The organism is Halovenus aranensis (assembly GCF_900100385.1).
In the GTDB taxonomy this organism is placed as follows: Archaea; Halobacteriota; Halobacteria; order Halobacteriales; family Haloarculaceae; genus Halovenus; species Halovenus aranensis.
The window spans coordinates 23,420-46,185 of record NZ_FNFC01000005.1 but is presented as its reverse complement, the minus strand read 5'-3'; the positions used below and the strand labels follow the sequence as shown (position 1 = coordinate 46,185).

Here is a 22,766-nt window from a genome sequence, read left to right as displayed (position 1 = left end):
TATGGAGCCTGTACGCCCCGAATTTGTCCCCGACCCGTCGCTCTCGCGTGCCGAGATGGAGACACGCCAGACAGACATCGCCGACGCCGCAGCGTTCACCGACGACTTGGCTGTCGAGCCGACGGCGCTCGGCGAGCAACCAGTCGTCGCCGGCGTCGACCAGGCTTTCGACGGCGACACGGCGACCAGCGCACTCGTGCTCATTCAGGGCGGCGAGGTAATCAAGCGCACCCACGCGACAGCGCCGACAGCGATTCCGTACATTCCGGGCTTGCTGAGCTTTCGAGAAGGTGGCGCGATTCTCGACGCCTTCGTAGGCCTCGAACGCGAGCCCGATGTCGTGCTCGTCGACGGCAGCGGTCGAATTCACTTCCGTGAGGCCGGACTGGCGACACATATCGGCGTGACACTCGACGTGCCGACAATCGGTGTCGCAAAGAGCCTGCTCTGTGGCCAGCCCCGAGAGTCGCTCGACGAACCGCTTGGGGCGGGCGAGCGCGTCGCAATCGAGGCAGACGAGGACGTGACCGCTCCCGACGGGACCGTCATCGGCTACGCGGTTCAGACGCGACAGTACGACTCCGATTCGCGCCACATCAATCCGCTGTATGTCAGCCCGGGTCACCGGGTGAGTGCCGAAACTGCCGCTGATGTGGTGGCGCGCCAGGCCGCTGAGTACAAACTGCCCGAGCCGACACGGCTGGCTGATGCATACGCTGGCGAATTGACCAGTTGAAGGCCTACGCTTATCACGTCGTACGTCGTATTACTGCACAGTATGAGCGTGACCGTGCACCTCGACACGCCACTGGACGGTAGCGAGACACTCGACTGTGAGTCGGTGAAACTGGTCGGCGACGTGCTCCTCGCCGAATCCGCCGACGACCGAACTAGAGTCGTCCCGATGGGAAACGTCGCGGGAGTCGAGGGCGACGAGGTCGAGAAGGCAATCGAGGCAGTCGAGTACGAAGGGGGGCGCGTGACGGAACTGGTGACGCGGGTCGAGTGAGGACACAACCGCCAAGTACTCGGCCGCCCTCTCAGACAGTATGACAGACCGCAGTGCAGCCGTCACGCGCGAGACAGCCGAGACCGACATCGAGGTCGTCCTCGCACTCGACGGCGACGGCGACGCGACCGTCGACACCGGTATCGGCTTTTTCGACCATATGCTCGAATCGTTCACAACACACGGGTTGTTCGACCTCACAGTCTCGTGTGACGGCGACCTGGACATCGACGACCACCACACTGTCGAGGATGTCGCTATCACACTCGGACAGGCGTTCGCAGAGGCACTCGGAGACAAGCGTGGCATCCGTCGATTCGCCGACCGACGCGTCCCCATGGACGAGTCACAGGCGGGCGTCGTCGTCGATATCAGCGGCCGTCCGCACTTTTCGTTCGACGGGAACTTCTCTCAGGAGACCGTCGGCGAGATGACCAGCCATATGGCCCGCCACTTCTGTCGCTCACTCGCGATGAACGCCGGGCTAACGCTACAGGTGAGCGTCGACGGCGCGAACGCTCACCACGAGATAGAGGCGCTGTTCAAGGCGCTGGCGCGAACGCTCGACGACGCCACGCGTCTCGACGAGCGTCGCAGCGCTACACCGAGCACGAAAGGCGAACTGTAGAACAACACAACTCACGGCGTGTGGCTGAACGGGTGCCGGTCGACACGTGTGTCGCTGACCGGCCACAGACGCCGCCTCAGCCGAAGTGTTCTTCGTAAAGGTCCTGGGCGTGTTCGATAGCGTCGAACGCAGCCTGACGGTCCTCCCAGCCCAGCGTTTCGGTCTCTTTGCCTTCTTCGAGGTTCTTGTAGGTCTCGAAGAACTCGCTGATTTCGTCGCGGGTCTGCTGGGAGAGGTCGTCGACGTCCTCGACGTGGTCGTACCGTGGGTCCTCGCTGGGGACAGCGATGACCTTGTCGTCTTGCTCGCCGTCGTCGTCCATCTTCATCAGGGCGACGGGGCGGGCTTCGATGACACAGCCGGGGAACGTCTGGTCTTCGACGAGCACGAGTACGTCGAAGGGGTCCTCGTCGTCGTAGTACGACTGCGGGATGAACCCGTAGTCCGAGGGATAATGGACGTTGCTGTGCAGGACACGGTCGAGCACTACGCCGGGCACGTCCTTGTCGTACTCGTATTTGTTTCGCTCGCCTTTCAGGCACTCGACGACTGCGTATATCTCCTCGGGCGGGTTCGGTCCGGTTTCGAGGTCTTCCCAGAGGTTTACCATCGTCTTCCGCTCCGACCGTCGGTCAAAAACTACTTTCGGTCTGAGCCGTAACCGGCCATAGGCACACGGTCCAGGGTTCGTACTGCGGCGGTGAACATTTCACTCACCGCGATAGATACATCTGTACCGGCTTCACGTATTGCGGTTAACTACTGACAACGTAGAGTTAGTTTACCAACGGTTAAGTGTATTCCTGGTATACTTTCGTGTAATGTCAGAGGCACAAGCAGTTGCTGACAGCCCCGGTATCGCTAGCGAGTTGACCGCATTTCAACAGAACATATTGACGATTCTCGCAGAGGAGCCACGGTACGGTCTCGCTATCAAGCGGGAACTTGAGTCGTACTACGGCACCGAAGTAAACCACGGCCGTCTCTACCCGAACCTCGACGACCTCGTCGAGATGGGGCTCGTCGAGAAAAGCGAACTCGACAAGCGGACGAACCAGTACGCGCTGACCGAGGACGGCTACGACGCGCTGCTCGACCAGCTTGAGTGGACGTTCGACCGCCTCGTCGTCGACACCGAGCGCGCAGACGACATCGAGACGCTCGTCGAACAGGCAAACTAGTTCTCCCGCCAGGCCGGCGGTTCCGTCTGTGCACACTCGAAGACGTATTCGAGAGAGGCATCAATCGCCGCCTGCTGCTCGTCGCTTGGCCAGGCGTTACGTGGGAAGTACTCCTCGCGGAACTCGGCGACTTCCTCGCCGGTCGCCCGCTCGATTTCCTTGGCGTAGTGGTTACTCATGAAGTCCGCAAGCGCGTGTGCGTTCTCGCCGTGGACCTCGCCGTGAGCGGCTTCGACGCGGTCTGCGAGGTCGCGGTTGTGTTCCTCGATTGCGCGCCACTGCTCGGCATCGCCGGCACCCTCCAGTGGCCGTTCGATACCGCGGTCGAGGTCCTCGATTGCCTCGAGCTGTGCGACGCCGTCCGTGAGCCACTCGTCGGGATACAACACCAGCACGTCGTCGTCATCGTTGCGGATTCGTGCTCGGTAGTCGTACTCTGTGAGTAACTCGGCTCGCCTCTCGCGGTAGGCCGTGGCTTCGTTGTCGTCGACCGCCTCGCGCGCCCGGCGGGTGAGCTGTTCTGCCTGGTCGACGACCTCTGCCGGAAGCGGCTGTTCGTCGGTCGCCTCGTCGACACTGTCGCTGTGGTTCTCAGCCATCCTCGAACGCCTCGTTTGCTAGGTTGTCGGCGCGTTCGTTTAGTTCGCGCGGAACGTGTTTGAGCGACCACGAATCAAATTCCGCGAACAGCTCCATCGCCCGAACGCGTTTCTCTCGGAGTTCTGGGCTGTTCACGTCGTACTCGCCGCGAATCTGCTTGACGACAAGCTCCGAGTCGCTACGGACTTCGACCTCCTCGAAGCCGTACCCATCAGCCACTTCGAGGGCGTGGATGAGCCCCTCGTATTCGGCCCGGTTGTTCGTGGTGTCTGCAATGGGTTTGTTGCCCTCGGTGGCGATACCGTCGCCGGTGACGATGACCCAGCCAATCGCTGCCGGGCCGGGATTGCCGCGTGATGCACCGTCAAAGTAGACGTGTGCGCGGCCGCCGCCGTCTCTGAGAAGCCCCTCGAGACGAGCGGTATCGCCGCCCTGCACGACGACCTTGTCGTCGTAGGCTACGGCAGTCGCGTTCCCGCGTTCAGCACGCCAGCGCTCGTGTTCGGTGTTGCCCGATTCGGGCTCGATACCCGCTGTCTCCAGTCGCTCGCGCGCCAGCGTAGGGTCGCACTCGATAACCGGCATTGACCCTTACTTCACCGTCGAATCACTTGTATGTGTTTCGGTTCTCTCTGCATCGACAGAATTCCGACACTGCGCTGTCGGGCGATTCGCGCGTTCTGCCCCAATCTTGTCTTAGTAAAAACCACAAAATACTTGCCAAGGGTTTAAGTTTCTCTATCTTACTACTATAAAAATGCGATGACACGGTCCAGCCGCCAGCGGGAGCGCGAGCGTGAGTCTACAACTGAACAAGAGGAATCCGAGGACGTGCGAGACTGTCCAGAGTGCGGGTCCGAGAACCTCATCAAGAGCTCGGACCGGGGGGAGCTCATCTGTGACGACTGTGGCCTCGTCGTCGAGGAAGGCAATATCGACCCAGGACCGGAGTGGCGGGCGTTCAACCATCAGGAGCGACAGGAGAAGTCTCGCGTCGGCGCGCCGACGACCCAGACGATGCACGACAAGGGGCTGACGACGACCATCGACTGGAAGGATAAAGACGCCTACGGCCGCTCTATCTCCTCGAAGAAACGAAGCCAGATGCACCGTCTGCGCAAGTGGCAAGAGCGCATCCGTACGAAAGACGCGGGCGAGCGAAACCTCCAGTTCGCACTGTCAGAGATCGACCGGATGGCCTCTGCACTCGGTGTCCCCCGGTCGGTCCGGGAGGTCGCTTCAGTCATCTATCGGCGGGCGCTCAAAGACGACCTCATCCGGGGGCGCTCTATCGAGGGGGTCGCCACGAGCGCACTGTACGCCGCCTGTCGGAAAGAAGGGATTCCGCGGAGTCTCGAAGAGATTTCCGACGTATCGCGCGTCGAGCGAAAGGAGATTGGACGTACCTATCGATACATCTCTCAGGAACTCGGCCTGGAGATGGAACCAGTCGACCCGAAAAAGTACGTCCCACGCTTCTGTTCCGAACTGAGCCTGTCCGAAGAGGTACAGACCAAAGCAAACGAAATCATCGAAACCACCGCAGAGAAAGGACTGCTTTCTGGCAAGTCGCCAACTGGATACGCGGCTGCTGCCATCTATGCCGCGTCGCTGCTGTGTAACGAGAAAAAGACACAGCGCGAAGTCGCCGACGTCGCGCAGGTCACCGAAGTGACCATTCGTAACCGGTATCAAGAGCAAATCGAAGCGATGGGTATCCACAGCTAGCGCAGCCGACGCTTTTCCCCGCACGGCGACCCTGGTGGGGGGTCACCGGGGAGTGTTCAGACGTACACTGCTACCCGCAGTAACGATGCCGAACCTCTTGACTTTCGAGTCTCTTAGCACTCGGTCGTTCAACCGGCAGCGACCGGCTGTTTGAGTGGGTCTTCTCTGAACACTGTCGGTCACAGACGAATAGACTTAACTGGTTGTTAACACATATCAAGACAATGAGCACGGCGGCGCAGTCGATGTCGATTCTGATGCTCGTCTGTGCCACTCCGATGCTGGGCCTTGCCGCCTACGGCTACCGGAACCTCGAGAAGCCGGGCGCTCGCGGATTCTTGCTCTGTCAGGTCGGTGCTATCGGCTGGTCGATTCAACTCGCGTTGCTGGCCTGGCCGGGCAAACTGCTCCCGATTCACCTGAACACGGGGCTCCGTCAGCTGTTTCAGTTCTGTGTCGCGTTTGGCTGGCTCCTGTTGGTCTGGGGGTACAGCAACCGCGAGCGCGTCACTGTCTCGCGTTCGCTCGTGGCTGCGCTGCTTGTCGTCCCACTCGTCACGCTCGTACTCGCGGTCACGAATCCGGCACACGAACTGGTTCTCGGGCCAGATATGCCCGCGAACCCTGTCAGCATCAGCCAACTCGATACGGGACCGTGGTATTTCGTCTCTATCGCGTATGCGGTGGCCGTCGTCGTCCCGCCAGTCGGTATTCTGGTCGACGAAGTGGCTTCAGCCCACGGTGCACACCGTAACCAACTCCTCTTGCTTCTGGCAGGCTGGCTCATCGGTTTCCCGGGTGCGCTCCAGACTTACCTGTTTCGCAACTTCGAAGCAATCCCTACCTACGTCGACCTGACGCCGCTTGCCTTCTCCGTGAGTGCGACGCTATGGGGGGTGGCGCTGTTTCGATATCACCTGTTTGGACTGGTCCCGGTCAGTCGGCGAACGACTGTCGAGACGATGGCTGACCCCGTCATCGCCGTCGATGCCAACCAGACTGTAGTCGACGCCAACCCCGCGGCCTGTCGGCTGTTCGATGTCGATTCGGACGACGTAGCAGGTGTGTCGCTGGCGTCGTTCTGTCAGGGCTACCCCGAGCTGGTGTCGATGGTCCGGCCGGGTGAGAGCCACAGCGAAGACATCACGCTCGACGATGCGGGTCCACGGCATTTTTCGCTCGATGTCTGTCCAATCGAGCAGAGCGGGTCGACGTTTGGCTCGGTGCTGGTGTTTCGAGAGGTCACACAGCTTCGTGAACGCGAGCGAGAACTCGATTTGCTCAAACAGATTCACTCTCGCGTACTCCGGCACAACATTCGCAACCAGCTGACAGTCCTCAAAGGCCAGACGTTCGACATTGCCGACCGCGACGACGGCACCTTCGACGAACAGACACAGCGAATCAGAGAGACTGCAGAGACGCTTCTGGAGTACAGCGAGAAGGCGACTGACCTCCGAGATATTATCGACTCCGACGCGGAGACTGTTCCTGGCACGCTAACAGCGGCGACCCGACAGGAGCTGTCGACGCTTCGCACAGAACACCCCTCCGTCGACGTGGCGTGCCAGATAGACGACGCGGTCCACGTTCGCGCTCACCCGGACATCCACCGAGCGATTCGAGAGCTCCTGCACAACGCCGTAATGCACACTGCGCGGGAGGACACGCGGCTTCGCGTCTCTGTCACAGAGACAGACTCACAGGGCGTGCTCACAGTCGAGGACAACGGCCCAGGAATCAGCGAGACCGAGGTAGCGACCCTCGAAGCGGGCGAGGAGACTGCACTGCAACACGGCTCCGGTCTCGGACTCTGGATGGTCCGGTTGTTGGTCGACAAATCTGGCGGGACGCTCTCGTTCGATTGCGACACCGAGTTGGGCGGGACGCGGGTCGAGATACGGCTACCGACTGCAGACCACCGCACGCGGGCCGAGAAGCAACATCCAAGTTTGTCGCGTGGCTCGTAGCGGTATGGCACTGACAGTGACCGGTATGGTTCCAGCTTCGCTGTCAGAGGCCCAGACGTTTCTCGAAGAGTTAGGCACGACAGAGGGCCGACTGGCTGTCAGCGCCGCAGTGCTGGTAGCTGTAACTGTTGTTGCGCTCTTTCTGGCCCCGTACGTCGTCCATACTCTCGGCTACGCGATTCGTAACAGACTGCTGAACGACCGGATGGTCGGCGCTGTCGACACCGTGGCCGCGTACATCCCGACGTCGCTCGGTGGGCTTGTGTTACGTCTCGTCCAAGCTGGACTCCTGTTCGCGGCGCTTGTCTCGCTGCTTATCGTCTGGGGGTTAGTCGACGCGGCAGTGACGGTCGTCCGATTTACCGGTCTCTCGTTGCCGTTTCTGGTGAGTGCTACCATCTCGGCTGGCATCTTCCTGGGGGCCTACATTGCGATGGACCTCTTTAACGACCTGATAGACCAGTTCGGCAAGGAGGCTGACCGCGTCACCGACCACCAACAGGAGATTCTGCTCCGGCTCAGCCATCTCGGTGTGTTGGCTTTTGCGGTGACAGGCGTACTCACCCTGTGGGGTATCAACCTCTCGGGACTGCTGGTCGGTGCGGGATTCCTCGGTATCGTTGTCGGCATGGCTGCCAGGGAGACGCTGGGGTCGATGATTGCCGGCTTCGTGTTGATGTTCTCTCGGCCCTTCACCGTTGGCGACTGGGTCGAAGTCGGCGACGACGAGGGTATCGTGACGAACATCACCATCATGAACACGCGGCTGAAGAACTTCGACGGCGAGGCCATCGTCATCCCTAACGACCTTGTCAGCAACAGCGCGATAACCAACCGCACCAGCCAGGGACACTTGCGGACTCGCCTCGAGGTTGGTATCGACTACGAGGCTGACCCCGAGTACGCACAGGAGACTGCGCTGGAGACGATGAAGGGCCTCGACGCGGTCGCGGACGCACCACCGCCACAGGTCGTCTCGAAGGCGTTCGGCGACTCAGCTATCGTCCTCGAATTGCGATTCTGGATCGACCGACCGACGCCACAGCATCGCTGGTACGCCGTCGAGTCTGTCGTCCACGGCGTCAAAACGGCCTTCGAAGAGGCTGATATCAAAATTCCCTACCCACAGCGCGAACTCACTGGGCGCGCCGAGACGGGTGGCTTTCGGGTACGGGACTCTGTGCCCGAGGAGCGTGTCGAGACCCCCGCAACGAGACCTGAGGAGTGACACTGATTCGACGGGAGTACGAACGCCCATGCCAGCACGGCGAGCCTGTCGCATCGGTAGCTGTCGGCATATACGCTGTCGCTCAGTTGCGTTCCGACCAGACACCCCTGATACGCCGAACGCCGCGAGGTGTTTCACCGCGACGCGCCGAAGACGCGGCTCACGGCAGTTTTCCTCACGTGAGGGGTGGTCCCACAGTGAGCCGCAGGCTCGCGAGGAAACCGACGAGGCAAAACGGAAAGTGGGACCGCCGAGATTCGAACTCAGGTCCGACGCACCCCATGCGCCGAGGATACCGCTACCCCACGGTCCCGCATCTTGCTCAGATGAGTGTCCCGGGATTAAGCCCTTCGATTCCCAGCAGCGACGGCCCGGTAGTGAATCCGTGGCTCTCACCGTCTCGGACAGCGAAATGCGACACTCACTCGACCCGAAACGCGGGCTCTTCGATGGCTTCGCTCTTGCAGTCGGGACACCGGCTCGGGCGGTTGATGAGGTCGTCGAACCCGTCGAAGCCACAGTCCCGACACGCTGGCGGCGCAACCAAGAGTTCTTCGTCGGTCCCGTCCAGCGTCTGAGCGATGTGTTCGACGTGTGTGAGCGCGGTCGCCGTCTGCAGTTCGAACTCACGGGCGAGCGCGCTCGCGGAGAGCGCCTCCTCGCGCAAGCGGTCGGTCATCCGCTTTCGTGTCGTCCGGCTTGCTTCGCGCATGGTCGTCGTCTGTGCCGTGTACACATAGGCTTTGTTGGCCCCGAGACCGAACTCGCCGTCCCGGTGGGTTTTTATTCAGGTGCTTTGAATATCCGTGTACTACTGCGGAACTGAGGCAAGTGAGTGATGTCGAACTCAGACTGGAGGCAGATGTATGCGTGAACGGTTCGTGGAGTGGCGACCGCGGATAGACGACGCTATCGAAGACCTGGTCCCCCGCGTCGTCGAGGAGACCTATCTGGGTGAGTTCTTCGGCGAGGCGACCTACCAGTACCAGGCCGAGGCGATTCAGGCGGCGCTGGCTGACCCGCTGTGGGACCTGCTCGACCGCGGGGGAAAGCGCTGGCGTGCCATCCTCTTGCTCGTCATCGTCGAGGCGCTGGGTGAAGACCCGGAGGAACACCTGTCTTTTGCCTGTATCCCCGAGATTCTCCACAACGGGACGATAATCGTCGACGACGTCGAGGACGGCGCACGGAAACGCCGGGGTCGGGAGGCACTCCATCAGGTCTTTGGCACCGATATCGCGCTCAACGCCGGCAACGCGATGTACTTCATCCCGCTGAAGGTCATCGACCGCAACGCCGATGTGCTGAGTGACAGCCAGCGACTGCAGGCCTACGAAATGCTCACCCACGAACTCAATCGCACTCATCTCGGCCAGGGGATGGATATCTACTGGCACAACCAGAAGGCCGTGACCGTCAACGAACAGCGCTACTACGAGATGTGTGCCTGCAAGACGGGCTGTCTCGCGCGCATCGTCGCCCGACTTGCCGCGATTGTCACCGACCAACCCGACGAGGTCGAACACGACCTGGCTGCCTACGCCGAGGAGATGTCCATTGCCTTCCAGATTGGCGACGACATCCTCGATATCGAGCACACGCTCGACCAGGCCGGCGAGTTCGGCAAGGAGTTCGGCAACGACATCCGCGAAGGCAAGAAAACGCTGATGGTCATCTACACCGCGCAACACGCACCGGCCGAACAGGTTGCCCGGCTCGAAGAGATTCTCTGGGCCGAGGACAACACCGACGAGGAAATCATCGAAGCTATCGACATCATGCAGTCGGTAGATGCACTGGAGTACGCCCGGGAGCGGGCCAGAGAGCTCGCGGCCAGCGCGCGAGGCCATCTCGACGACCTCGAGCTTGAACCCGAGGCAGAGTCAGACCTCCGGGAGTTCACCCGCTTTGTCATCGAACGGGAGGCGTAACGCGACTACTTCTTGAGCCCGGTTCCGGTGAGCGCAACGGCGACGCTCTCGCCAGCATCGACCTCACCGCGTTCTCTGAGCAGTTCGAGCCCGGCTGGTGCGACCGCACAGGTCGGCTCCGTGTAGAAGCCGTCTCGGTGGAGCCGGTCGAGTGTTGCGTTCGTCTCCTCGGCGTCGACGGCGATGGCGTCCCCGCCGGTCGTCTCGATAGCGTCGAGAATTTGCCCTCGCCGGGGCGGTTCAGTTATCTGGATACCGTCTGCCGCGGTGTTGGCGTTCTCGGCGGAGTCGCCCCCCCGTGCGGTGGCAATCGGTGCGACACCGGCGGCCTGCACGCCGTAGAGCCGTGGCAGGTCGTCTATCCAGCCCGCGGCGTCGAGAGCTCGGAAGCCGCGATACGCACCCAGAAAGAGTGTCCCGTGACCCAACGGCGTCACGACCACGTCGGGGGCACTCCACCCCGATGTGTCTTTCCACTCGCGTTGAGCGCAGAGTTCGAACGCAAAGGTCGCGGTGCCGGCGAAAAAGGCGGGCTGGTAGGCGTGACTCGCGTACCAGCCGTCGCCGGCCTCGACGGCCTCGATACAGGCGTCGGTGACGGCCTGGCGGTCGCCTTCGATACGCCGAACCGTCGCACCGGCTCGCTCGATTGGGCGGATTTTGTTCGCCTTCGCGTCAGCAGGGACGTAGATGTCGGCGTCGACGCCTGCGCGGGCGGCGTAGGTCGCGATGGCTGCGCCGGCGTTGCCAGATGAGTCCTCAACGACGTGGTCGACACCCAACTCGACAGCGTGAGAGAGCGTCGTCGCCGCGCCGCGGTCTTTGAAACTGCCCGTCGGAAAACAGTACTCCAGCTTGAACGCACACTCCCAGTCGGGGGCGTCGACCAGCGGCGTCCACCCCTCTCCGAGGCTCACGTGACAGTCGACCGGCAGGAACGAGTCGAACGCCCAGAGGCCACGGTCGCGGTCGAGGGTCTCTGGTGGCCCGCGCGCAGGCAGCGGGTCACGGTCGAAATCCAGCGGACGGCCACACTCACAGCGCCACGGCCCGGCGCGCTCCTCGTAGCGCCGGTCACAGGCAACACAGCGGTACATACCTGGTCTCTGGGATGGCGGCGTCCTGTACCTGTCGACCGAGAATGTGTCTCGATGGCACACGCCAGCAAAACCTTTTGAGGGCCACATCGTTGCACCAGTCATGACACTGTTTCCGGCGGAGATGGAGAGCGACCGTCTCCGATACGAGCGACTCCATCCCGACGATATCGACCCCTTCGAGCTGTATCGCCACGTCAAACGGGATGCCCCGGGTATCGACGCGATTACCGAATACGTCACCTGGGACCCGTACGACCACCCCAAGCAAGCCGTCGACTGGGTAGACCACTGCGGCGCGCAGTTCGAGGACGGCGACGCTGTGACGTACGTGATTCGTCCGTCCGCGGGTGAACGCGCTGGCGAGTTCGCGGGCCTCGCGAGCCTCCATCCCGACTGGGACCGGCGGAGTGCAAAGCTCGGCACCTGGCTACGCAAGCCGTTCTGGGGAAAGGGCTACTCAGGAGAACGCGCGGGGCGGATACTCGAACTGGCCTTCGAGCGCCTCGACCTCGAGATTGTGACAGTCAGACACGACCCCGAAAACGACCAGTCACGGCGTGCTATCGAGAAGTACGTCGAACGATTCGGCGGTCGCAAGGAGGGTCATATCCGGAACGACCTGGTCATCGATGGCGAACCCCGCGATTCTATCAGGTACAGCATCGCTCGCGAGGAGTGGGAACGAAACGCGGAGTGAGGTGGTTGGGACGGCGTATCCCGACAGCCCCAGCGCTCAGCCGCCAAGCAGCGACGGCAGGTCGTTGACCGACTCGACGACCGTCGTCGCGCCGACCTGCTCGAAGGCGCTACGGCCGCTCTCGCCGCTCAGTCCGCCGGTTAGCACACCCACGCCGTAGTACGTACGACTGTCGGCCCGCTGTGCGTTGAGCGCCGTCTTCACGTCGTCGAGCGTGTCGCCGGCGAACAGGAGTTCGTCCGCCTCGAACCGCTCTGCAAGCGTAAGAAGTGCATCCGGGTCCGGCTTGCCGCCCTCCCAGTCGTCCATCGTGAACCGGTGTGCAGACGGGATGTCTAGGCCGGCCCGCTCCAGTGCGATGTCTGCCTCCGCGGCGGGACGACCAGTGAGGACGCCGACGTTGTACTCTGCCTGGAGCCTGTCGAGTGTCTCCTCGGTCGCCAACACTGGTTCGTCGTGGATGTACCCCGGTGTTTCGAGGGTCGGCTCTTTGCCTTCGAGGTCACGGTAGAGAGAACTTCCGAGATACAGCTGCTGGAACACGTCCTGTAGCTGTTCGCTGTCCCATCTGCTGAAGACACGCTCGCGTGTCGCCGGCGTCAGCTCCTCAGAGACGATGCTCCGGGCGGCACCCAGACCGCCACCCATCGCCTCGATATCGGTCGTGAACTGGTCGAGCGAGAGGTCACACCCCTCCTTGCGCGCGAGCAGGAACAGCGCCGCCGCGTCGGTCAGCTCCCAGTCGTTGTTGAACCCGCCAGCGTCTTTGAACTGCTGGACGCTCGTCCGGTCGATAGTCTCCCCGAGAACGCGGTCGAGCGACTCGATGATTGCCCGGCGGTAGGAGTCGGCGACGTCGACGAGGACGCCGTCGACATCGAGTACCACTGCGTCGACGTTCATTACTGAGGGGTGACGCACTGGAGGGTCTTGCACGTTGCGACTAGTGCGGCCGAGACTGCCGGTCCATCTGCCCGAATCCGACAGGACACAAACTATATTCACGTCGATTGGTAACCACAATTCGATGACCGACCTCGACAGCTACGGCGACAGCCACGACCTTCCGCCCGACGACCCCGCGCCACGGGAACCGCGGGGGCAGCCGACGGAAGTCCACGGCAAGTACAAAATCTGGCAGTTCGATGCCGACCACTCAGACACCGTCCAGGACACCTACGTCGTCGCTCGTGACCCGTCGCCGCTCGATTTCAGGATGTGGGTCTTTGTCGGGCGCGGACGAGAAGCCCATTTCATGATGCGGTCGTCGCATAGATACGGAACCGACGAGCCGGTTCCCGACGAGACGGTGTGTTGTGAGGTACTGCTCGAAGGCCAATCACTGACCGCAGAGGACTGCACTTCCGAGGTACTCGAACTCGTCGAAGCGGTCACAGACGCCGTCAGCGTCGTCACTCCGTCGGCTACGGATACCGACGACGAACAGCCGATTAACTACTGAGAACTATACCGGGGACCAGCCACAGACCGAACACTCTGTTGCGTCCGACGCGTGGAGCCCTCCACAGTCGGGACACTGCTTTTTGTTGTAGCTTTCTTCCCATCCGGCTGCACCGGTCTCGTGACCGCGCTGGGCGAGGAACTCGTCGAACATGTCGTCATCAGTCTGTGCGGACGCCATACATGGTATCCTTTGTCACATCACTATATAGTTCTATTGGTGCGGGCAACCCAGCCTGTCACTCGGCAGATGCTAAATCTTATTAACCAAATCGGATTATCTTAATATATGACCGTGGTCAGCGTCTCGATGCCAGACGAGTTATTGGAGCGTCTCGATTCGTTCGCCGACGAGCACGGCTACACCGGGCGGAGCGAGGTCGTGCGTGAGGCTTCCCGGAACCTGCTCAACGAGTTCGACGACAAGCAACTCGAAGACCGGGAGCTCATGGGGGTGGTGACTGTGTTGTTCAACTACGAGTCGACCGACGTAGAGCACAAGATGATGACGCTACGGCACAACTACGAACCCCTCGTCACCTCCCACGTCCACAACCACGTCGGAAACCACTACTGCATGGAGCTGTTCATTCTGGAGGGCTCTCTCGACGACATTTCGACGTTCGTCGGGAAGATTCGCGCGACTGAGGACACGCTCTCTATCGATTACTCGGTGATGCCAGTCGACCGCATCGACTCGATTGTCTAATCGAGCCAGGCGTCTGTAATTTGTAACTGACCACGCGTGCCGTCCCACTCCGTGTCGTACTCGAGCCGAATCGGTCGGTCCATGTGTGGGCCATCCGTGACCAGTGTCTCGAACTCGCCGCCCTCTCCGAGCAGGTGGACACCGTACCGTTCGTTGAGTCCTTCGAGGTCGTCAAGCGCCTCGCGGTCGAGTGTTCGTCCGAGCCAGCCCTCGTCGAGGCCGCCGGCGGCGGCTCTGATAATCCTGATTTCGAAGCCAGCGTCGAGCATCGCCTCGCCGAGGTCGCGTGGGTCGCGCTGCCACAGCGGCGCAAACACGTCGGCGCCGAGCCGCTCTGCCATCTCGCCGACCCGAGAGTTCTGGTACTCGCTCTCGACTGCCCCGACGGTGAGGCCTGCCAGCCCGCCGACGGTTTCATCGAGTTCCGCGAGCGCGGTTTCGAGCGGCTCTATCTCTGTGTCGCCCTGTTCGCCGGCGTCTGTCACATCTGCCGCGTCGAACGACGACTCGACCTCGAACAGCGGGATGCCGATGCTCTCTGCTGCGAGTGAGGCTAGCTCTGTCGCTGGCACGTGATACATATACGAGTCCTCGGGAGGGTGAACGGTCACCAGTCGCTCGACCGGCAGGTCGCGGTTCAGTGCCTGATACAGCGCCCACGAGGAGTCTTTTCCGCCCGAAAAGAGGCTTACCCACGCGTCGTCGGTCATGGGCTATGTTGCTTGGCGGGGAGTAAACGACTATCGGTCGTCACTCCCGCCGGCCGACGGTGACGGTGACTGTCCCACAGTGACACTCGTAGGCGCGGCGTTGGCCGTACTCCGTCTGGTAGACGAGCATACACTCCTCTTCGGTAAGCGGCCGGTTACAGCGCTCGTTCTCACAGGTGGCGGCCAGTTGGTCTAGCATACTCGTAGAGACGGCCCCTGCACACATCAAGCCGAGCCATGGGCGCGGTGAAAGTGAAAGTAACCGACGGTATCGGGTCGGCTACGGCGTGTCCCCGACAGCCCCGAGCGTCCCGTCGACGCCAGGCCGCAGGTACAACAGCCCGACGGCGACGGCAAATACGACTGTCGAGATGTCGAACTGCGCGCTGTAGACCGCGGTGGCGACTGCGGTTCCGCCGAACAGGCCGGCCGACAGCGAGACCAGAATGGGGAACGCACAGCCAACGCAACTAAAGAGGCCGAGCGCACCCGCGAGAAGACTGCCCGACAGGTCGAGAATGGTGACATAAACGAGATACGAGAGGACCAGATAGCCGACCGTCCGGTAGGGGATGATAGAGACATAACCGACCTCGGTGACCAGATGGAGGCGCTCGGTCCCTGGGGTTCCCGCCTGTATGTCGACCAGCCCGGAGAGCTGTAACAGGTCGTCGCTCGGAACGCCGAGCAGACCGCTCAGGTACAGTAACACGCCGAAATAGAGCGTCGCGATGGCTGCTGCCGCCAGCGAGTACGGCCGGGAGGCCTCGGGCACGTCGACGTGGAGTGCGGCCAGCAGGGCGACATTTATCCAGATGAACGGGTACAGCGTGTACCGTAACACGGTGGGTCGCTCCGGACGGACAAGGAAATAGCCAGCCAAGAGACACAGCTCGACGACGGTGACACCTGCCAGGAGAGGAATATCACGCCGACCAGACAGACTGTTCAGCCACGAGAGTGCCATCTACGCGCCGTATTCTGTCAGCAGACGACCGACGATAGCGGCAGTCGTGAGCACACCCAGTGCGATACCCGCGACGGCCACGCTGTGGGAATGTGGTAGCCCCTTGCGGTCGCCGTAGGCATACGAGCCGATAACGACGACCGAAACGCCGATGCCGCCCGCGAACGCGTAAGCCAGCTCTTCGACGCTGCCGCCGACGACTGTGACGACGAGAGCAGTCGCCAGCACTGCGACGAGTCCGAGCCCACCAGTCAACACTCGACCGTTCTGAAAGTTCATGTTGCCCATCTCTATCCACTCACCGGTAATAATCGTTTACATCCCACTGCTCTCGGCGCGGGGAATGTCGGCGAAGAAAGTAAGCGTTATTCGTCAGCGTTGACTTCGTTCAGATAGGGTTCGTGGTCTAGCCGGTTATGACGCGGCCCTTACAAGGCCGAGGTCGGCGGTTCGAAACCGCCCGAACCCATTTCTGCCGCGAACAACCCGTGAGCGGCAAATGGGTTTGTGGCTTCGGGCCCAGAGGACGAGCGAAGCGAAGTCCTCGCGGTTCGAAACCGCCCGAACCCACTCATCTTGCATCGACCGTTTTAGGAGGTATAAGGTCGTTCGTGAGTGGTTCGAGCCAGACGAAACGCACACAGCGGAAGCGAGACACCCGTTCACGCGGGCCGTGACACTAGCCCGTCGATAACTCTGGTTTTCAATATCCGCTGTACTCTTTGCCTGTCACCACGGCTCGTCTTTCAGACCCACGGCATACGCCAGTGCGTTCGTCGAGACGTGTAACATCGGCGTCATTAGCAACACGACGGCGAGAACGGGGGCGGTGAACGTGTCGGCAAACCACGAGAGTGACGCGGCGAAATCGGCTATCGAGGCGAGCAACAGCGAACCGACGACGAAATCGAGCTGGTCGACGCCCGGGAACGGCGCACCCCGCTCGCGGCCGCTTCGGCGTTTCAGGAAAGAGGCACCGATGTCGCCGAGCATCGCACCAAGCGGGAGCGCGAGCGCAATCGCGAGCGGGAACGTCGGGAGGGCGATGCCGACGGCGTCACTCACGCCCGGTTCGAGCGCGTTCAGTCCAACAGCGAGTGCCGCGCCAGCGAGCCACCCGACGAGGGTTCCCCGCCAGGTCTTGCCGTCACCGAGCAGGCGACTGTCACCCATCGTTCGCCCGCCGTCTATCGGTCGGCCGCCGCCGGCGAGTACCGCCGCGTTGTTCGGGATGTAAGCGGGCAACATCGCCCAGAAGGCCGTCACTACGACTCCAAACAGCTCCATATCCGCCAGGTCGATTGGGTGGGTCTTAACTGCGGTGTTTGCCCGGTGGACAAAACAGTTTTTTACGCACCGCTCGTCTTGCTCGAACATGGATTATCAGGAAGTCGACGGCGCACGCGAGTACGTCGCCCGACTCGAACACGGGCGTGACTGGCGCGGCCAAATCGAGGCGTTCGCGGCCACAGAAGGTATCGAGGCCGGATTTTTCATGGGTATCGGGGCTGTTTCTGACGCGACGCTGCTGTTTTACGACCAGCACGACCAGGAATACGACGATATCATGTTCGACGAGCACTTCGAGATGACGCCCGCTATCGGGAACATCTCGATGCTCGACGGCGAACCCTTCGCGCACACGCACGCCGTCCTCTCGCGTGAGGACGGGTCGACCGTGGCCGGCCACCTCGATACGGCGACGACCTTCGCCGGGGAACTGTACGTCCGCGAGTTCGAGACGACCCTCGAACGCGAACACGACGAAACCACTGACCTCGACCTCTGGCCGCTGTAGATGAACGCCGACGACGAACGCTACTTCGAGCGCCTCGAACGCGAACTCGATGCGGCGTTCGATGTCGCAAACGCAGCCCGAGAGCGGGGCGGCGACCCCACGACCGAGGTCGAGATTCCGGTCGCCAAGGACATGGCTGACCGGGTCGAGAACATCCTCGGCATCGACGGAGTCGCCGAGCGGGTCCGCGAACTCGAAGGGGAGATGTCCCGCGAGGAAGCCGCGCTCGAACTCGTCGACGACTTCGTCGACGGTAGCGTCGGCGACTACGAGACCCGCGCCGGCAAAATCGAAGGGGCAGTCCGGACAGCGGTCGCTCTCCTCACCGAAGGTGTCGTGGCCGCACCCATCGAGGGTATCGACCGCGTCGAGTTACTCGAAAACGACGACGGCACCGAGTTCATCAACATCTACTACGCCGGCCCAATCCGCTCGGCGGGCGGGACCGCACAGGCGCTGTCGGTGCTGGTGGCAGATTACGCCCGCGCCCTGCTCGATATCGACCAGTACAAACCCCGCGACGACGAAATCAACCGCTACGCGGAGGAAGTGGCGCTGTACGACGAGGAGACCGGCCTCCAGTACGCTCCCAAGGAGAAGGAAGCCAAGTTCATTGCCGAGCACATGCCTATCATGCTCGACGGCGAGGCGACCGGTGACGAGGAAGTCTCTGGCTTCCGAGACCTCGACCGGGTCGACACGAACTCGGCCCGGGGTGGGATGTGTCTCGTCTTCGGCGAGGGAATCGCGCTCAAGGCGCCCAAGATTCAGCGCTATACCCGAAACCTCGACGAAATCGATTGGCCCTGGCTCCAAGACCTCATCGACGGTAACTACAGCGACGACACCACAGACGAAAGCGCCGACGAGGACGGGGCCGAGGAAGACGACGAGGACGACGAGGGAGACGAGGGCCCGGAACCTGCCGGGCCGCCACGGTCAGACCCCTCGAAGAAGTTCCTTCAGGACCTCATTGCGGGCCGCCCGGTCTTCTCACACCCGAGCGAGTCCGGCGGCTTCCGACTGCGATACGGCCGGGCGCGCAACCACGGCCACGCCACCGCCGGGGTCCACCCCGCGACGATGCATCTGGTCGATGACTTCCTCGCCGCTGGCACCCAGATAAAAACCGAACGACCCGGGAAGGCCGCCGGTGTCGTCCCGGTCGACACCATCGAGGGACCGACGGTCAGACTCGCAAACGGCGAAGTCCGCCGTATCGACGACGCCGAGGAGGCTCTAGAGATTTGCAACGGCGTCGAGCGTATCCTCGATTTGGGCGAGTATCTCGTCAACTACGGGGAGTTCGTCGAGAACAACCATCCGCTCGCGCCCGCCTCCTACGTCTTCGAGTGGTGGATACAGGAGTTCGACGAGGCGGGCGCGCCGGTTCAGGCGATGCGTGACAGCACCGAGGTCGACCTCGAATCACCGACACCGGAAGAGGCCCTAGAGTGGGCACGCGAGTACGACGCGCCCTTGCATCCGGCATACACCTACGTCTGGCACGACGTGAGTGTCGAGGCTGTCGACGCTCTCACGACGGCAATTGAAGCGGGAGAACTGGTTGCGACCGACGGCGCGATGGAGAGGGATGCCCGCTCGCGTGCCGAGTCGCTGGTCGTCGCACGTACGGAAACCGTCCGACAAACTCTGGAGACGCTGCTCGTCGAACACACCCAACACGACGACACAATCGAGATTCCGGAGTGGGAGCCGTTAGTCCGAACGCTCGGGTTCGATACCGACCTGGAGCGGTCCTGGACGCTCGCGGAGTTAAGCGAGCGCGCTTGCACCTACGACGACGGCGAGAACGCAATCGAGGCAATCAACGAGATTGCGCCGTTCCAGGTCCGGGAACGCGCCCCGACCCGTATCGGCAACCGGATGGGCCGCCCCGAGAAATCCGAGGAACGCGAACTCTCGCCGGCGGTTCACACGCTTTTCCCTATCGGTGAGGCCGGCGGGAGCCAGCGCTCGGTCGGCGACGCCGTCGATTACGGCGACGAGGTCGAGGGAACGCGTGGCCAGATAGACGTACAGGTCGGCCGCCGCGAGTGTCGGGCCTGCGGGGAGCAAACCTACCGCGCGCGGTGTCCCGACTGCGGCGACATCGCCGAGGCGGTCTACGTCTGTCCGGACTGTGACCGCGAGGTCGAACCTGACGAATCCGGGCGGGCGGAGTGTCCCGACTGCGAAATTCTCGCCGACCCAACCCGGACCGAGACAATCCACCTCCGGCAAGAGTACAAACAGGCACTGGACAACGTCGGCGAACGGCCTGCCGTCTTCGAGAAGCTGAAAGCCGTCAAGGGACTCACCTCCGAGGAGAAGACACCGGAACCACTGGAGAAAGGGATTCTCCGGGCGAAACACGACGTATCGGCGTTCAAAGACGGCACGATTCGCTACGACATGACCGACCTGCCCGTCACGGCGGTCCGGCCGGCAGAACTGGACGTGACCGTCGACCAGTTCCGAGAACTGGGATATCACGAGGACATCAACGGTGACCAGCTTCGCCATCCCGACCAGCTCGTCGAGCTCAACGTCCAGGATATCGTCCTCTCGGACGGGGCGGCCGAACACATGCTCAAGACAGCCGATTTCGTCGACGACCTCCTCTCTCAGTATTACGGACTCGACTCCTACTACGAGTTCGAGGAGCGTGACGACCTCGTCGGCGAACTCGTCTTCGGGATGGCCCCTCACACGAGCGCGGCAGTCGTCGGACGCGTCGTCGGATTTACCAGCGCCGCCGTTGGCTACGCGCATCCGTACTTCCACGCGGCGAAACGCCGGAACTGCTTCCATCCCGAGACAAATGTGTGGTTTGAGGACGAGGGCGGCGACTGGCACTACGACTCTATCGAGACGCTCGTCGAGGAGCGGCTTGACCCCGAGATTGCGGACGAGGATGACTTCGGCGCACTAGTTCAACATCTCGATGGCGACGTGTTTGTCCCGTCCGTCACAGAAACCGGCGACCAAACGCTCCAGCGCGTCGAAGCGGTCTCGAAACATCTGTCGCCGGCCCACCTGGTGCGCGTCCAGACAAAGAGCGGCCGCGAACTAACCGTAACACCGGACCACTCGATGCGACGCTGGGAAGATGGCCACGTTGCGCACGTCACAGCTAACACCCTCGCTGAGGGAGATGAGATACCAGCTCCGAAGCAGATTTCCGTCGACGGTTCGGTCGAGACGTTTGATCTACTTGCCGAGTTCCTCGACGCCGGTTCTATCCCGGACGAGGACCTGATGATTCGGGGGATTGGTGAGACACTCCTGAAGGAACTGCTCGACGAGGCAACCGACGCGGATGGCTATCTCCAACCAGTCGCGGACCGCCTTGGCCTGAGTGACTCGACGGTGTACAGTTGGGTATCCCGTGATAGCGTCCCCGCGAACGTTCTCCTCGACCTGTTCGACCGAAAGACCGTTCTCGACCGTGTTCCAGATACGGTTACTCTCGGTGTTAGACGGGACACTGCGGAAGTCTCCCGCTTCCTTGAAATAGACAACTCTGTCGGCACGTTGCTCGGGTACTACGCTGCGGAGGGATTTACACGGAGAGAAAACGGCTCGTTCTACCAAACGACCGTCTGTCCCCCCGACGAGACACCCCGGGCGAGGCTAACTGAGATACTCGCGGAGACGTTGAACGTCGAGGCATTCGAGGAGAACGAGTGGAAAATTACGGTCTCCAGCCGTCTCGTGACGACCCTGTTCACAGATGTCCTCGACACGGGGAGCCGACCCGAAACGAAGCGTATCCCGGACTGTGTGCTCTCTGGACCCGACTCCGTGTTGCGTTCGTTCCTCGCGGCGTACTTCTCGGGCGACGGCAACACTGCGAGCGACCGCGTCGGGGTGCGGGCACACACTGCCAGCAACGACCTCAAGTCAGACCTCGTCGCTGCGCTCAAGCGGTTCGGTATCGCCACGAAAGTGTACCGAGAGGAACAAACGATAAAATCCGGCGCCGTCGCGGAGTTCTATGACGGCCCCAAGTCGTCTGAGGGGTGGGTGCTGAAAGTCACCTCGCAGAACGCGATTCGGTTCGCGGACCGCGTGGGACTCAATCCTGAGAGAAAATCTGAGACGCTCTCGGATTCGCGGGAGAGTATCGAGACACGGACACAGCGTCTCTTCGGTGACGGAGGCGGTGTATGGCTCGACGAGGTTGTCGACGTGGAAATTATCGAAGCGTCTATCGACCACACGTACTGTGTCACAGTTGAGGAGACCAACACCCTCGTTGCAGATGATGTGTTTGCCGGTCAGTGCGACGGTGACGAGGACTGTGTGATGCTCTTACTCGACGGGCTACTGAACTTCAGCAAGACGTTCCTGCCCGACCAGCGAGGCGGCCAGATGGACGCACCGCTCGTGATGTCCTCGCGTATCGACCCGACCGAGATAGACGACGAGGCACACAACGTCGACATCATGCGCGAGTATCCACTGGCGTTTTACGAGGCGACGCGGGAACTCGCCGAGACGGGTGAGGTCGAAGACGTGATGACCATCGCAGAGGAGACGCTGGGGACCGACCGCGAGTACAGCGGGTTCGACCATACACACGACACGACCGACCTCGCGGCGGGACCGGACCTGTCGGCATACAAGACGCTCGGCTCGATGCAAGAGAAGATGGACGCCCAGCTCGCGCTCTCGCGCAAGCTCCGGGCGGTCGACCAGACGGACGTGGCCGAGCGCATCATCGAGTTCCACTTCCTGCCAGACCTGCTGGGGAATCTCAAGGCCTTCTCCAGCCAGGAGTTCCGGTGTCTGGGCTGTGGCGAGAAGTACAGGCGTGCGCCGCTGTCGGGGAACTGCCCGGAGTGTGGTGGCGATATCAACCTGACCGTCCACGAGGGGTCGGTCAACAAGTACATGGACACCGCGATTCACGTCGCCGAGGAGTTCGGCTGTCGGCCGTACACGAAACAGCGCCTCGAAATCCTCGAAACACGTATCGAGCGTATCTTCGAAGACGACACCAACAAACAGTCAGGCATCGCCGATTTCATGTGACCGCTCTGC

At 61.9% G+C, this 22,766-nt stretch carries 25 protein-coding genes and 2 tRNA genes; 14 read left to right on the top strand and 13 right to left on the bottom strand.

Features of this window, described 5'->3' with window-relative positions:
* Position 1: 1 nt before the first annotated feature.
* Genes BLR34_RS06300 through hisB form a run of 3 tightly spaced genes read left to right on the top strand, consistent with a single transcriptional unit; the run spans position 2 to position 1,637 of the window.
* On the top strand, positions 2–736 hold the full coding sequence (locus tag BLR34_RS06300; protein WP_092700786.1) for an endonuclease V: 735 nt from the start codon (positions 2–4) through the stop codon (positions 734–736).
* Between the two features lie 42 nt (positions 737–778).
* On the top strand, positions 779–1,009 hold the full coding sequence (locus BLR34_RS06295; RefSeq protein ID WP_092700783.1) for a hypothetical protein: 231 nt from the start codon (positions 779–781) through the stop codon (positions 1,007–1,009).
* 40 nt (positions 1,010–1,049) lie between these two features.
* Positions 1,050–1,637: an imidazoleglycerol-phosphate dehydratase HisB gene (gene hisB / locus BLR34_RS06290; RefSeq protein ID WP_092700780.1), complete on the top strand. Its 588-nt coding sequence runs from the start codon at positions 1,050–1,052 to the stop codon at positions 1,635–1,637.
* A gap of 76 nt (positions 1,638–1,713) precedes the next feature.
* Here hisB and BLR34_RS06285 read toward each other — a convergent pair whose 3' ends face one another.
* Positions 1,714–2,247: an inorganic diphosphatase gene (locus tag BLR34_RS06285; RefSeq protein WP_092700777.1), complete on the bottom strand. Its 534-nt coding sequence runs from the start codon at positions 2,245–2,247 to the stop codon at positions 1,714–1,716.
* A gap of 211 nt (positions 2,248–2,458) precedes the next feature.
* On the opposite strand from BLR34_RS06285, the gene BLR34_RS06280 reads away from it, so the two are divergent.
* Entirely contained in the window at positions 2,459–2,818 is a 360-nt protein-coding gene (locus BLR34_RS06280; RefSeq protein WP_092700774.1) for a PadR family transcriptional regulator, read from the top strand.
* Here BLR34_RS06280 and BLR34_RS06275 read toward each other — a convergent pair.
* A complete protein-coding gene (locus BLR34_RS06275; protein ID WP_092700771.1) occupies positions 2,815–3,417 on the bottom strand; it encodes a DUF7108 family protein in 603 nt (200 codons plus the stop codon). The two genes, BLR34_RS06280 and BLR34_RS06275, sit on opposite strands and share 4 nt — an antisense overlap.
* On the bottom strand, positions 3,410–4,003 hold the full coding sequence (gene rnhA / locus BLR34_RS06270) for a ribonuclease HI (protein ID WP_092700768.1): 594 nt from the start codon (positions 4,001–4,003) through the stop codon (positions 3,410–3,412). The genes BLR34_RS06275 and rnhA overlap by 8 nt, the downstream gene beginning before the upstream one ends.
* Before the next feature lie 177 nt (positions 4,004–4,180).
* Between rnhA and BLR34_RS06265 the strand changes: the two genes are divergently transcribed.
* The 3 genes from BLR34_RS06265 to BLR34_RS06255 all read left to right on the top strand — a co-directional run bounded on the left by BLR34_RS06265 (position 4,181) and on the right by BLR34_RS06255 (position 8,344).
* Positions 4,181–5,146: a transcription initiation factor IIB gene (locus BLR34_RS06265; protein ID WP_092700765.1), complete on the top strand. Its 966-nt coding sequence runs from the start codon at positions 4,181–4,183 to the stop codon at positions 5,144–5,146.
* A 224-nt stretch (positions 5,147–5,370) separates the two neighbouring features.
* Positions 5,371–7,116, top strand: a complete 1,746-nt coding sequence (locus BLR34_RS06260; protein ID WP_092700763.1) for a histidine kinase N-terminal 7TM domain-containing protein — start codon at positions 5,371–5,373, stop codon at positions 7,114–7,116.
* A 4-nt stretch (positions 7,117–7,120) separates the two neighbouring features.
* The gene (locus BLR34_RS06255; RefSeq protein ID WP_092700760.1) at positions 7,121–8,344 is read left to right on the top strand and encodes a mechanosensitive ion channel family protein; all 1,224 of its coding nucleotides are present in this window, start codon (positions 7,121–7,123) and stop codon (positions 8,342–8,344) included.
* A 242-nt stretch (positions 8,345–8,586) separates the two neighbouring features.
* Here the strand turns inward: BLR34_RS06255 and BLR34_RS06250 are convergent.
* Together BLR34_RS06250 and BLR34_RS06245 are read right to left on the bottom strand one after the other, a co-directional pair.
* Positions 8,587–8,657 (bottom strand) — tRNA-Pro (locus tag BLR34_RS06250).
* A gap of 108 nt (positions 8,658–8,765) precedes the next feature.
* Positions 8,766–9,056: a transcriptional regulator gene (locus tag BLR34_RS06245; protein ID WP_092701244.1), complete on the bottom strand. Its 291-nt coding sequence runs from the start codon at positions 9,054–9,056 to the stop codon at positions 8,766–8,768.
* A 154-nt stretch (positions 9,057–9,210) separates the two neighbouring features.
* On the opposite strand from BLR34_RS06245, the gene BLR34_RS06240 reads away from it, so the two are divergent.
* Positions 9,211–10,275, top strand: coding sequence for a polyprenyl synthetase family protein (locus BLR34_RS06240; RefSeq protein WP_092700757.1), 1,065 nt, complete (start codon positions 9,211–9,213; stop codon positions 10,273–10,275).
* A gap of 5 nt (positions 10,276–10,280) precedes the next feature.
* Here the strand turns inward: BLR34_RS06240 and BLR34_RS06235 are convergent, their stop codons facing one another.
* Complete coding sequence (locus tag BLR34_RS06235; RefSeq protein ID WP_092700754.1) at positions 10,281–11,372, bottom strand: pyridoxal-phosphate dependent enzyme; 1,092 nt, start codon at positions 11,370–11,372, stop codon at positions 10,281–10,283.
* A gap of 103 nt (positions 11,373–11,475) precedes the next feature.
* On the opposite strand from BLR34_RS06235, the gene BLR34_RS06230 reads away from it, so the two are divergent.
* On the top strand, positions 11,476–12,072 hold the full coding sequence (locus BLR34_RS06230; RefSeq protein WP_092700751.1) for a GNAT family N-acetyltransferase: 597 nt from the start codon (positions 11,476–11,478) through the stop codon (positions 12,070–12,072).
* Between the two features lie 36 nt (positions 12,073–12,108).
* Here BLR34_RS06230 and BLR34_RS06225 read toward each other — a convergent pair whose 3' ends face one another.
* Positions 12,109–12,975 (bottom strand): TIGR01548 family HAD-type hydrolase, encoded by an 867-nt coding sequence (locus BLR34_RS06225; RefSeq protein WP_092700749.1) that lies wholly within the window; start codon positions 12,973–12,975, stop codon positions 12,109–12,111.
* Positions 12,976–13,099: 124 nt separating this feature from the next.
* Here BLR34_RS06225 and BLR34_RS06220 point away from each other — a divergent pair, with 124 nt between their 5' ends.
* Positions 13,100–13,534 (top strand): hypothetical protein, encoded by a 435-nt coding sequence (locus BLR34_RS06220; protein WP_092700746.1) that lies wholly within the window; start codon positions 13,100–13,102, stop codon positions 13,532–13,534.
* Positions 13,535–13,537: 3 nt separating this feature from the next.
* Here BLR34_RS06220 and BLR34_RS16900 read toward each other — a convergent pair whose 3' ends face one another.
* On the bottom strand, positions 13,538–13,714 hold the full coding sequence (locus tag BLR34_RS16900) for an HVO_0416 family zinc finger protein (RefSeq protein WP_176765253.1): 177 nt from the start codon (positions 13,712–13,714) through the stop codon (positions 13,538–13,540).
* Between the two features lie 108 nt (positions 13,715–13,822).
* Between BLR34_RS16900 and BLR34_RS06215 the strand changes: the two genes are divergently transcribed.
* On the top strand, positions 13,823–14,242 hold the full coding sequence (locus BLR34_RS06215; RefSeq protein ID WP_092700743.1) for a CopG family ribbon-helix-helix protein: 420 nt from the start codon (positions 13,823–13,825) through the stop codon (positions 14,240–14,242).
* On the opposite strand, the gene BLR34_RS06210 is transcribed toward BLR34_RS06215, so the two are convergent.
* From BLR34_RS06210 to BLR34_RS06200, 4 genes are all read right to left on the bottom strand, one after another.
* Complete coding sequence (locus BLR34_RS06210; protein WP_092700740.1) at positions 14,239–14,952, bottom strand: diphthine--ammonia ligase; 714 nt, start codon at positions 14,950–14,952, stop codon at positions 14,239–14,241. The genes BLR34_RS06215 and BLR34_RS06210 overlap by 4 nt on opposite strands.
* 40 nt (positions 14,953–14,992) lie before the next feature.
* Entirely contained in the window at positions 14,993–15,151 is a 159-nt protein-coding gene (locus BLR34_RS16895) for a hypothetical protein (RefSeq protein ID WP_176765252.1), read from the bottom strand.
* 81 nt (positions 15,152–15,232) lie between these two features.
* Entirely contained in the window at positions 15,233–15,919 is a 687-nt protein-coding gene (locus tag BLR34_RS06205; protein ID WP_092700737.1) for a DUF7546 family protein, read from the bottom strand.
* A complete protein-coding gene (locus BLR34_RS06200) occupies positions 15,920–16,198 on the bottom strand; it encodes a hypothetical protein (RefSeq protein WP_143414134.1) in 279 nt (92 codons plus the stop codon).
* Between the two features lie 116 nt (positions 16,199–16,314).
* On the opposite strand from BLR34_RS06200, the gene BLR34_RS06195 reads away from it, so the two are divergent.
* Positions 16,315–16,388, top strand: a tRNA-Val gene (locus BLR34_RS06195).
* A gap of 260 nt (positions 16,389–16,648) precedes the next feature.
* Here the strand turns inward: BLR34_RS06195 and BLR34_RS06190 are convergent.
* Complete coding sequence (locus BLR34_RS06190; protein WP_092700730.1) at positions 16,649–17,206, bottom strand: CDP-2,3-bis-(O-geranylgeranyl)-sn-glycerol synthase; 558 nt, start codon at positions 17,204–17,206, stop codon at positions 16,649–16,651.
* Between the two features lie 88 nt (positions 17,207–17,294).
* Between BLR34_RS06190 and BLR34_RS06185 the strand changes: the two genes are divergently transcribed.
* Positions 17,295–17,717 (top strand): PPC domain-containing DNA-binding protein, encoded by a 423-nt coding sequence (locus BLR34_RS06185; RefSeq protein WP_092700727.1) that lies wholly within the window; start codon positions 17,295–17,297, stop codon positions 17,715–17,717.
* Positions 17,718–22,757: a DNA polymerase II large subunit gene (locus BLR34_RS06180; protein WP_092700724.1), complete on the top strand. Its 5,040-nt coding sequence runs from the start codon at positions 17,718–17,720 to the stop codon at positions 22,755–22,757.
* Positions 22,758–22,766 lie beyond the last annotated feature (9 nt).

Bases quoted from the DNA above. Each gene is read 5' to 3' on its own strand.
- BLR34_RS06300 (WP_092700786.1), top strand. From the start codon at position 2: ATGGAGCCTGTACGCCCCGAATTTGTCCCCGACCCGTCGCTCTCGCGT.
- BLR34_RS06295 (WP_092700783.1), top strand. From the start codon at position 779: ATGAGCGTGACCGTGCACCTCGACACGCCACTGGACGGTAGCGAGACA.
- hisB (WP_092700780.1), top strand. From the start codon at position 1,050: ATGACAGACCGCAGTGCAGCCGTCACGCGCGAGACAGCCGAGACCGAC.
- BLR34_RS06285 (WP_092700777.1), bottom strand. From the start codon at position 2,247: ATGGTAAACCTCTGGGAAGACCTCGAAACCGGACCGAACCCGCCCGAG.
- BLR34_RS06280 (WP_092700774.1), top strand. From the start codon at position 2,459: ATGTCAGAGGCACAAGCAGTTGCTGACAGCCCCGGTATCGCTAGCGAG.
- BLR34_RS06275 (WP_092700771.1), bottom strand. From the start codon at position 3,417: ATGGCTGAGAACCACAGCGACAGTGTCGACGAGGCGACCGACGAACAG.
- rnhA (WP_092700768.1), bottom strand. From the start codon at position 4,003: ATGCCGGTTATCGAGTGCGACCCTACGCTGGCGCGCGAGCGACTGGAG.
- BLR34_RS06265 (WP_092700765.1), top strand. From the start codon at position 4,181: ATGACACGGTCCAGCCGCCAGCGGGAGCGCGAGCGTGAGTCTACAACT.
- BLR34_RS06260 (WP_092700763.1), top strand. From the start codon at position 5,371: ATGAGCACGGCGGCGCAGTCGATGTCGATTCTGATGCTCGTCTGTGCC.
- BLR34_RS06255 (WP_092700760.1), top strand. From the start codon at position 7,121: ATGGCACTGACAGTGACCGGTATGGTTCCAGCTTCGCTGTCAGAGGCC.
- BLR34_RS06245 (WP_092701244.1), bottom strand. From the start codon at position 9,056: ATGCGCGAAGCAAGCCGGACGACACGAAAGCGGATGACCGACCGCTTG.
- BLR34_RS06240 (WP_092700757.1), top strand. From the start codon at position 9,211: ATGCGTGAACGGTTCGTGGAGTGGCGACCGCGGATAGACGACGCTATC.
- BLR34_RS06235 (WP_092700754.1), bottom strand. From the start codon at position 11,372: ATGTACCGCTGTGTTGCCTGTGACCGGCGCTACGAGGAGCGCGCCGGG.
- BLR34_RS06230 (WP_092700751.1), top strand. From the start codon at position 11,476: ATGACACTGTTTCCGGCGGAGATGGAGAGCGACCGTCTCCGATACGAG.
- BLR34_RS06225 (WP_092700749.1), bottom strand. From the start codon at position 12,975: ATGAACGTCGACGCAGTGGTACTCGATGTCGACGGCGTCCTCGTCGAC.
- BLR34_RS06220 (WP_092700746.1), top strand. From the start codon at position 13,100: ATGACCGACCTCGACAGCTACGGCGACAGCCACGACCTTCCGCCCGAC.
- BLR34_RS16900 (WP_176765253.1), bottom strand. From the start codon at position 13,714: ATGGCGTCCGCACAGACTGATGACGACATGTTCGACGAGTTCCTCGCC.
- BLR34_RS06215 (WP_092700743.1), top strand. From the start codon at position 13,823: ATGACCGTGGTCAGCGTCTCGATGCCAGACGAGTTATTGGAGCGTCTC.
- BLR34_RS06210 (WP_092700740.1), bottom strand. From the start codon at position 14,952: ATGACCGACGACGCGTGGGTAAGCCTCTTTTCGGGCGGAAAAGACTCC.
- BLR34_RS16895 (WP_176765252.1), bottom strand. From the start codon at position 15,151: ATGCTAGACCAACTGGCCGCCACCTGTGAGAACGAGCGCTGTAACCGG.
- BLR34_RS06205 (WP_092700737.1), bottom strand. From the start codon at position 15,919: ATGGCACTCTCGTGGCTGAACAGTCTGTCTGGTCGGCGTGATATTCCT.
- BLR34_RS06200 (WP_143414134.1), bottom strand. From the start codon at position 16,198: ATGAACTTTCAGAACGGTCGAGTGTTGACTGGTGGGCTCGGACTCGTC.
- BLR34_RS06190 (WP_092700730.1), bottom strand. From the start codon at position 17,206: ATGGAGCTGTTTGGAGTCGTAGTGACGGCCTTCTGGGCGATGTTGCCC.
- BLR34_RS06185 (WP_092700727.1), top strand. From the start codon at position 17,295: ATGGATTATCAGGAAGTCGACGGCGCACGCGAGTACGTCGCCCGACTC.
- BLR34_RS06180 (WP_092700724.1), top strand. From the start codon at position 17,718: ATGAACGCCGACGACGAACGCTACTTCGAGCGCCTCGAACGCGAACTC.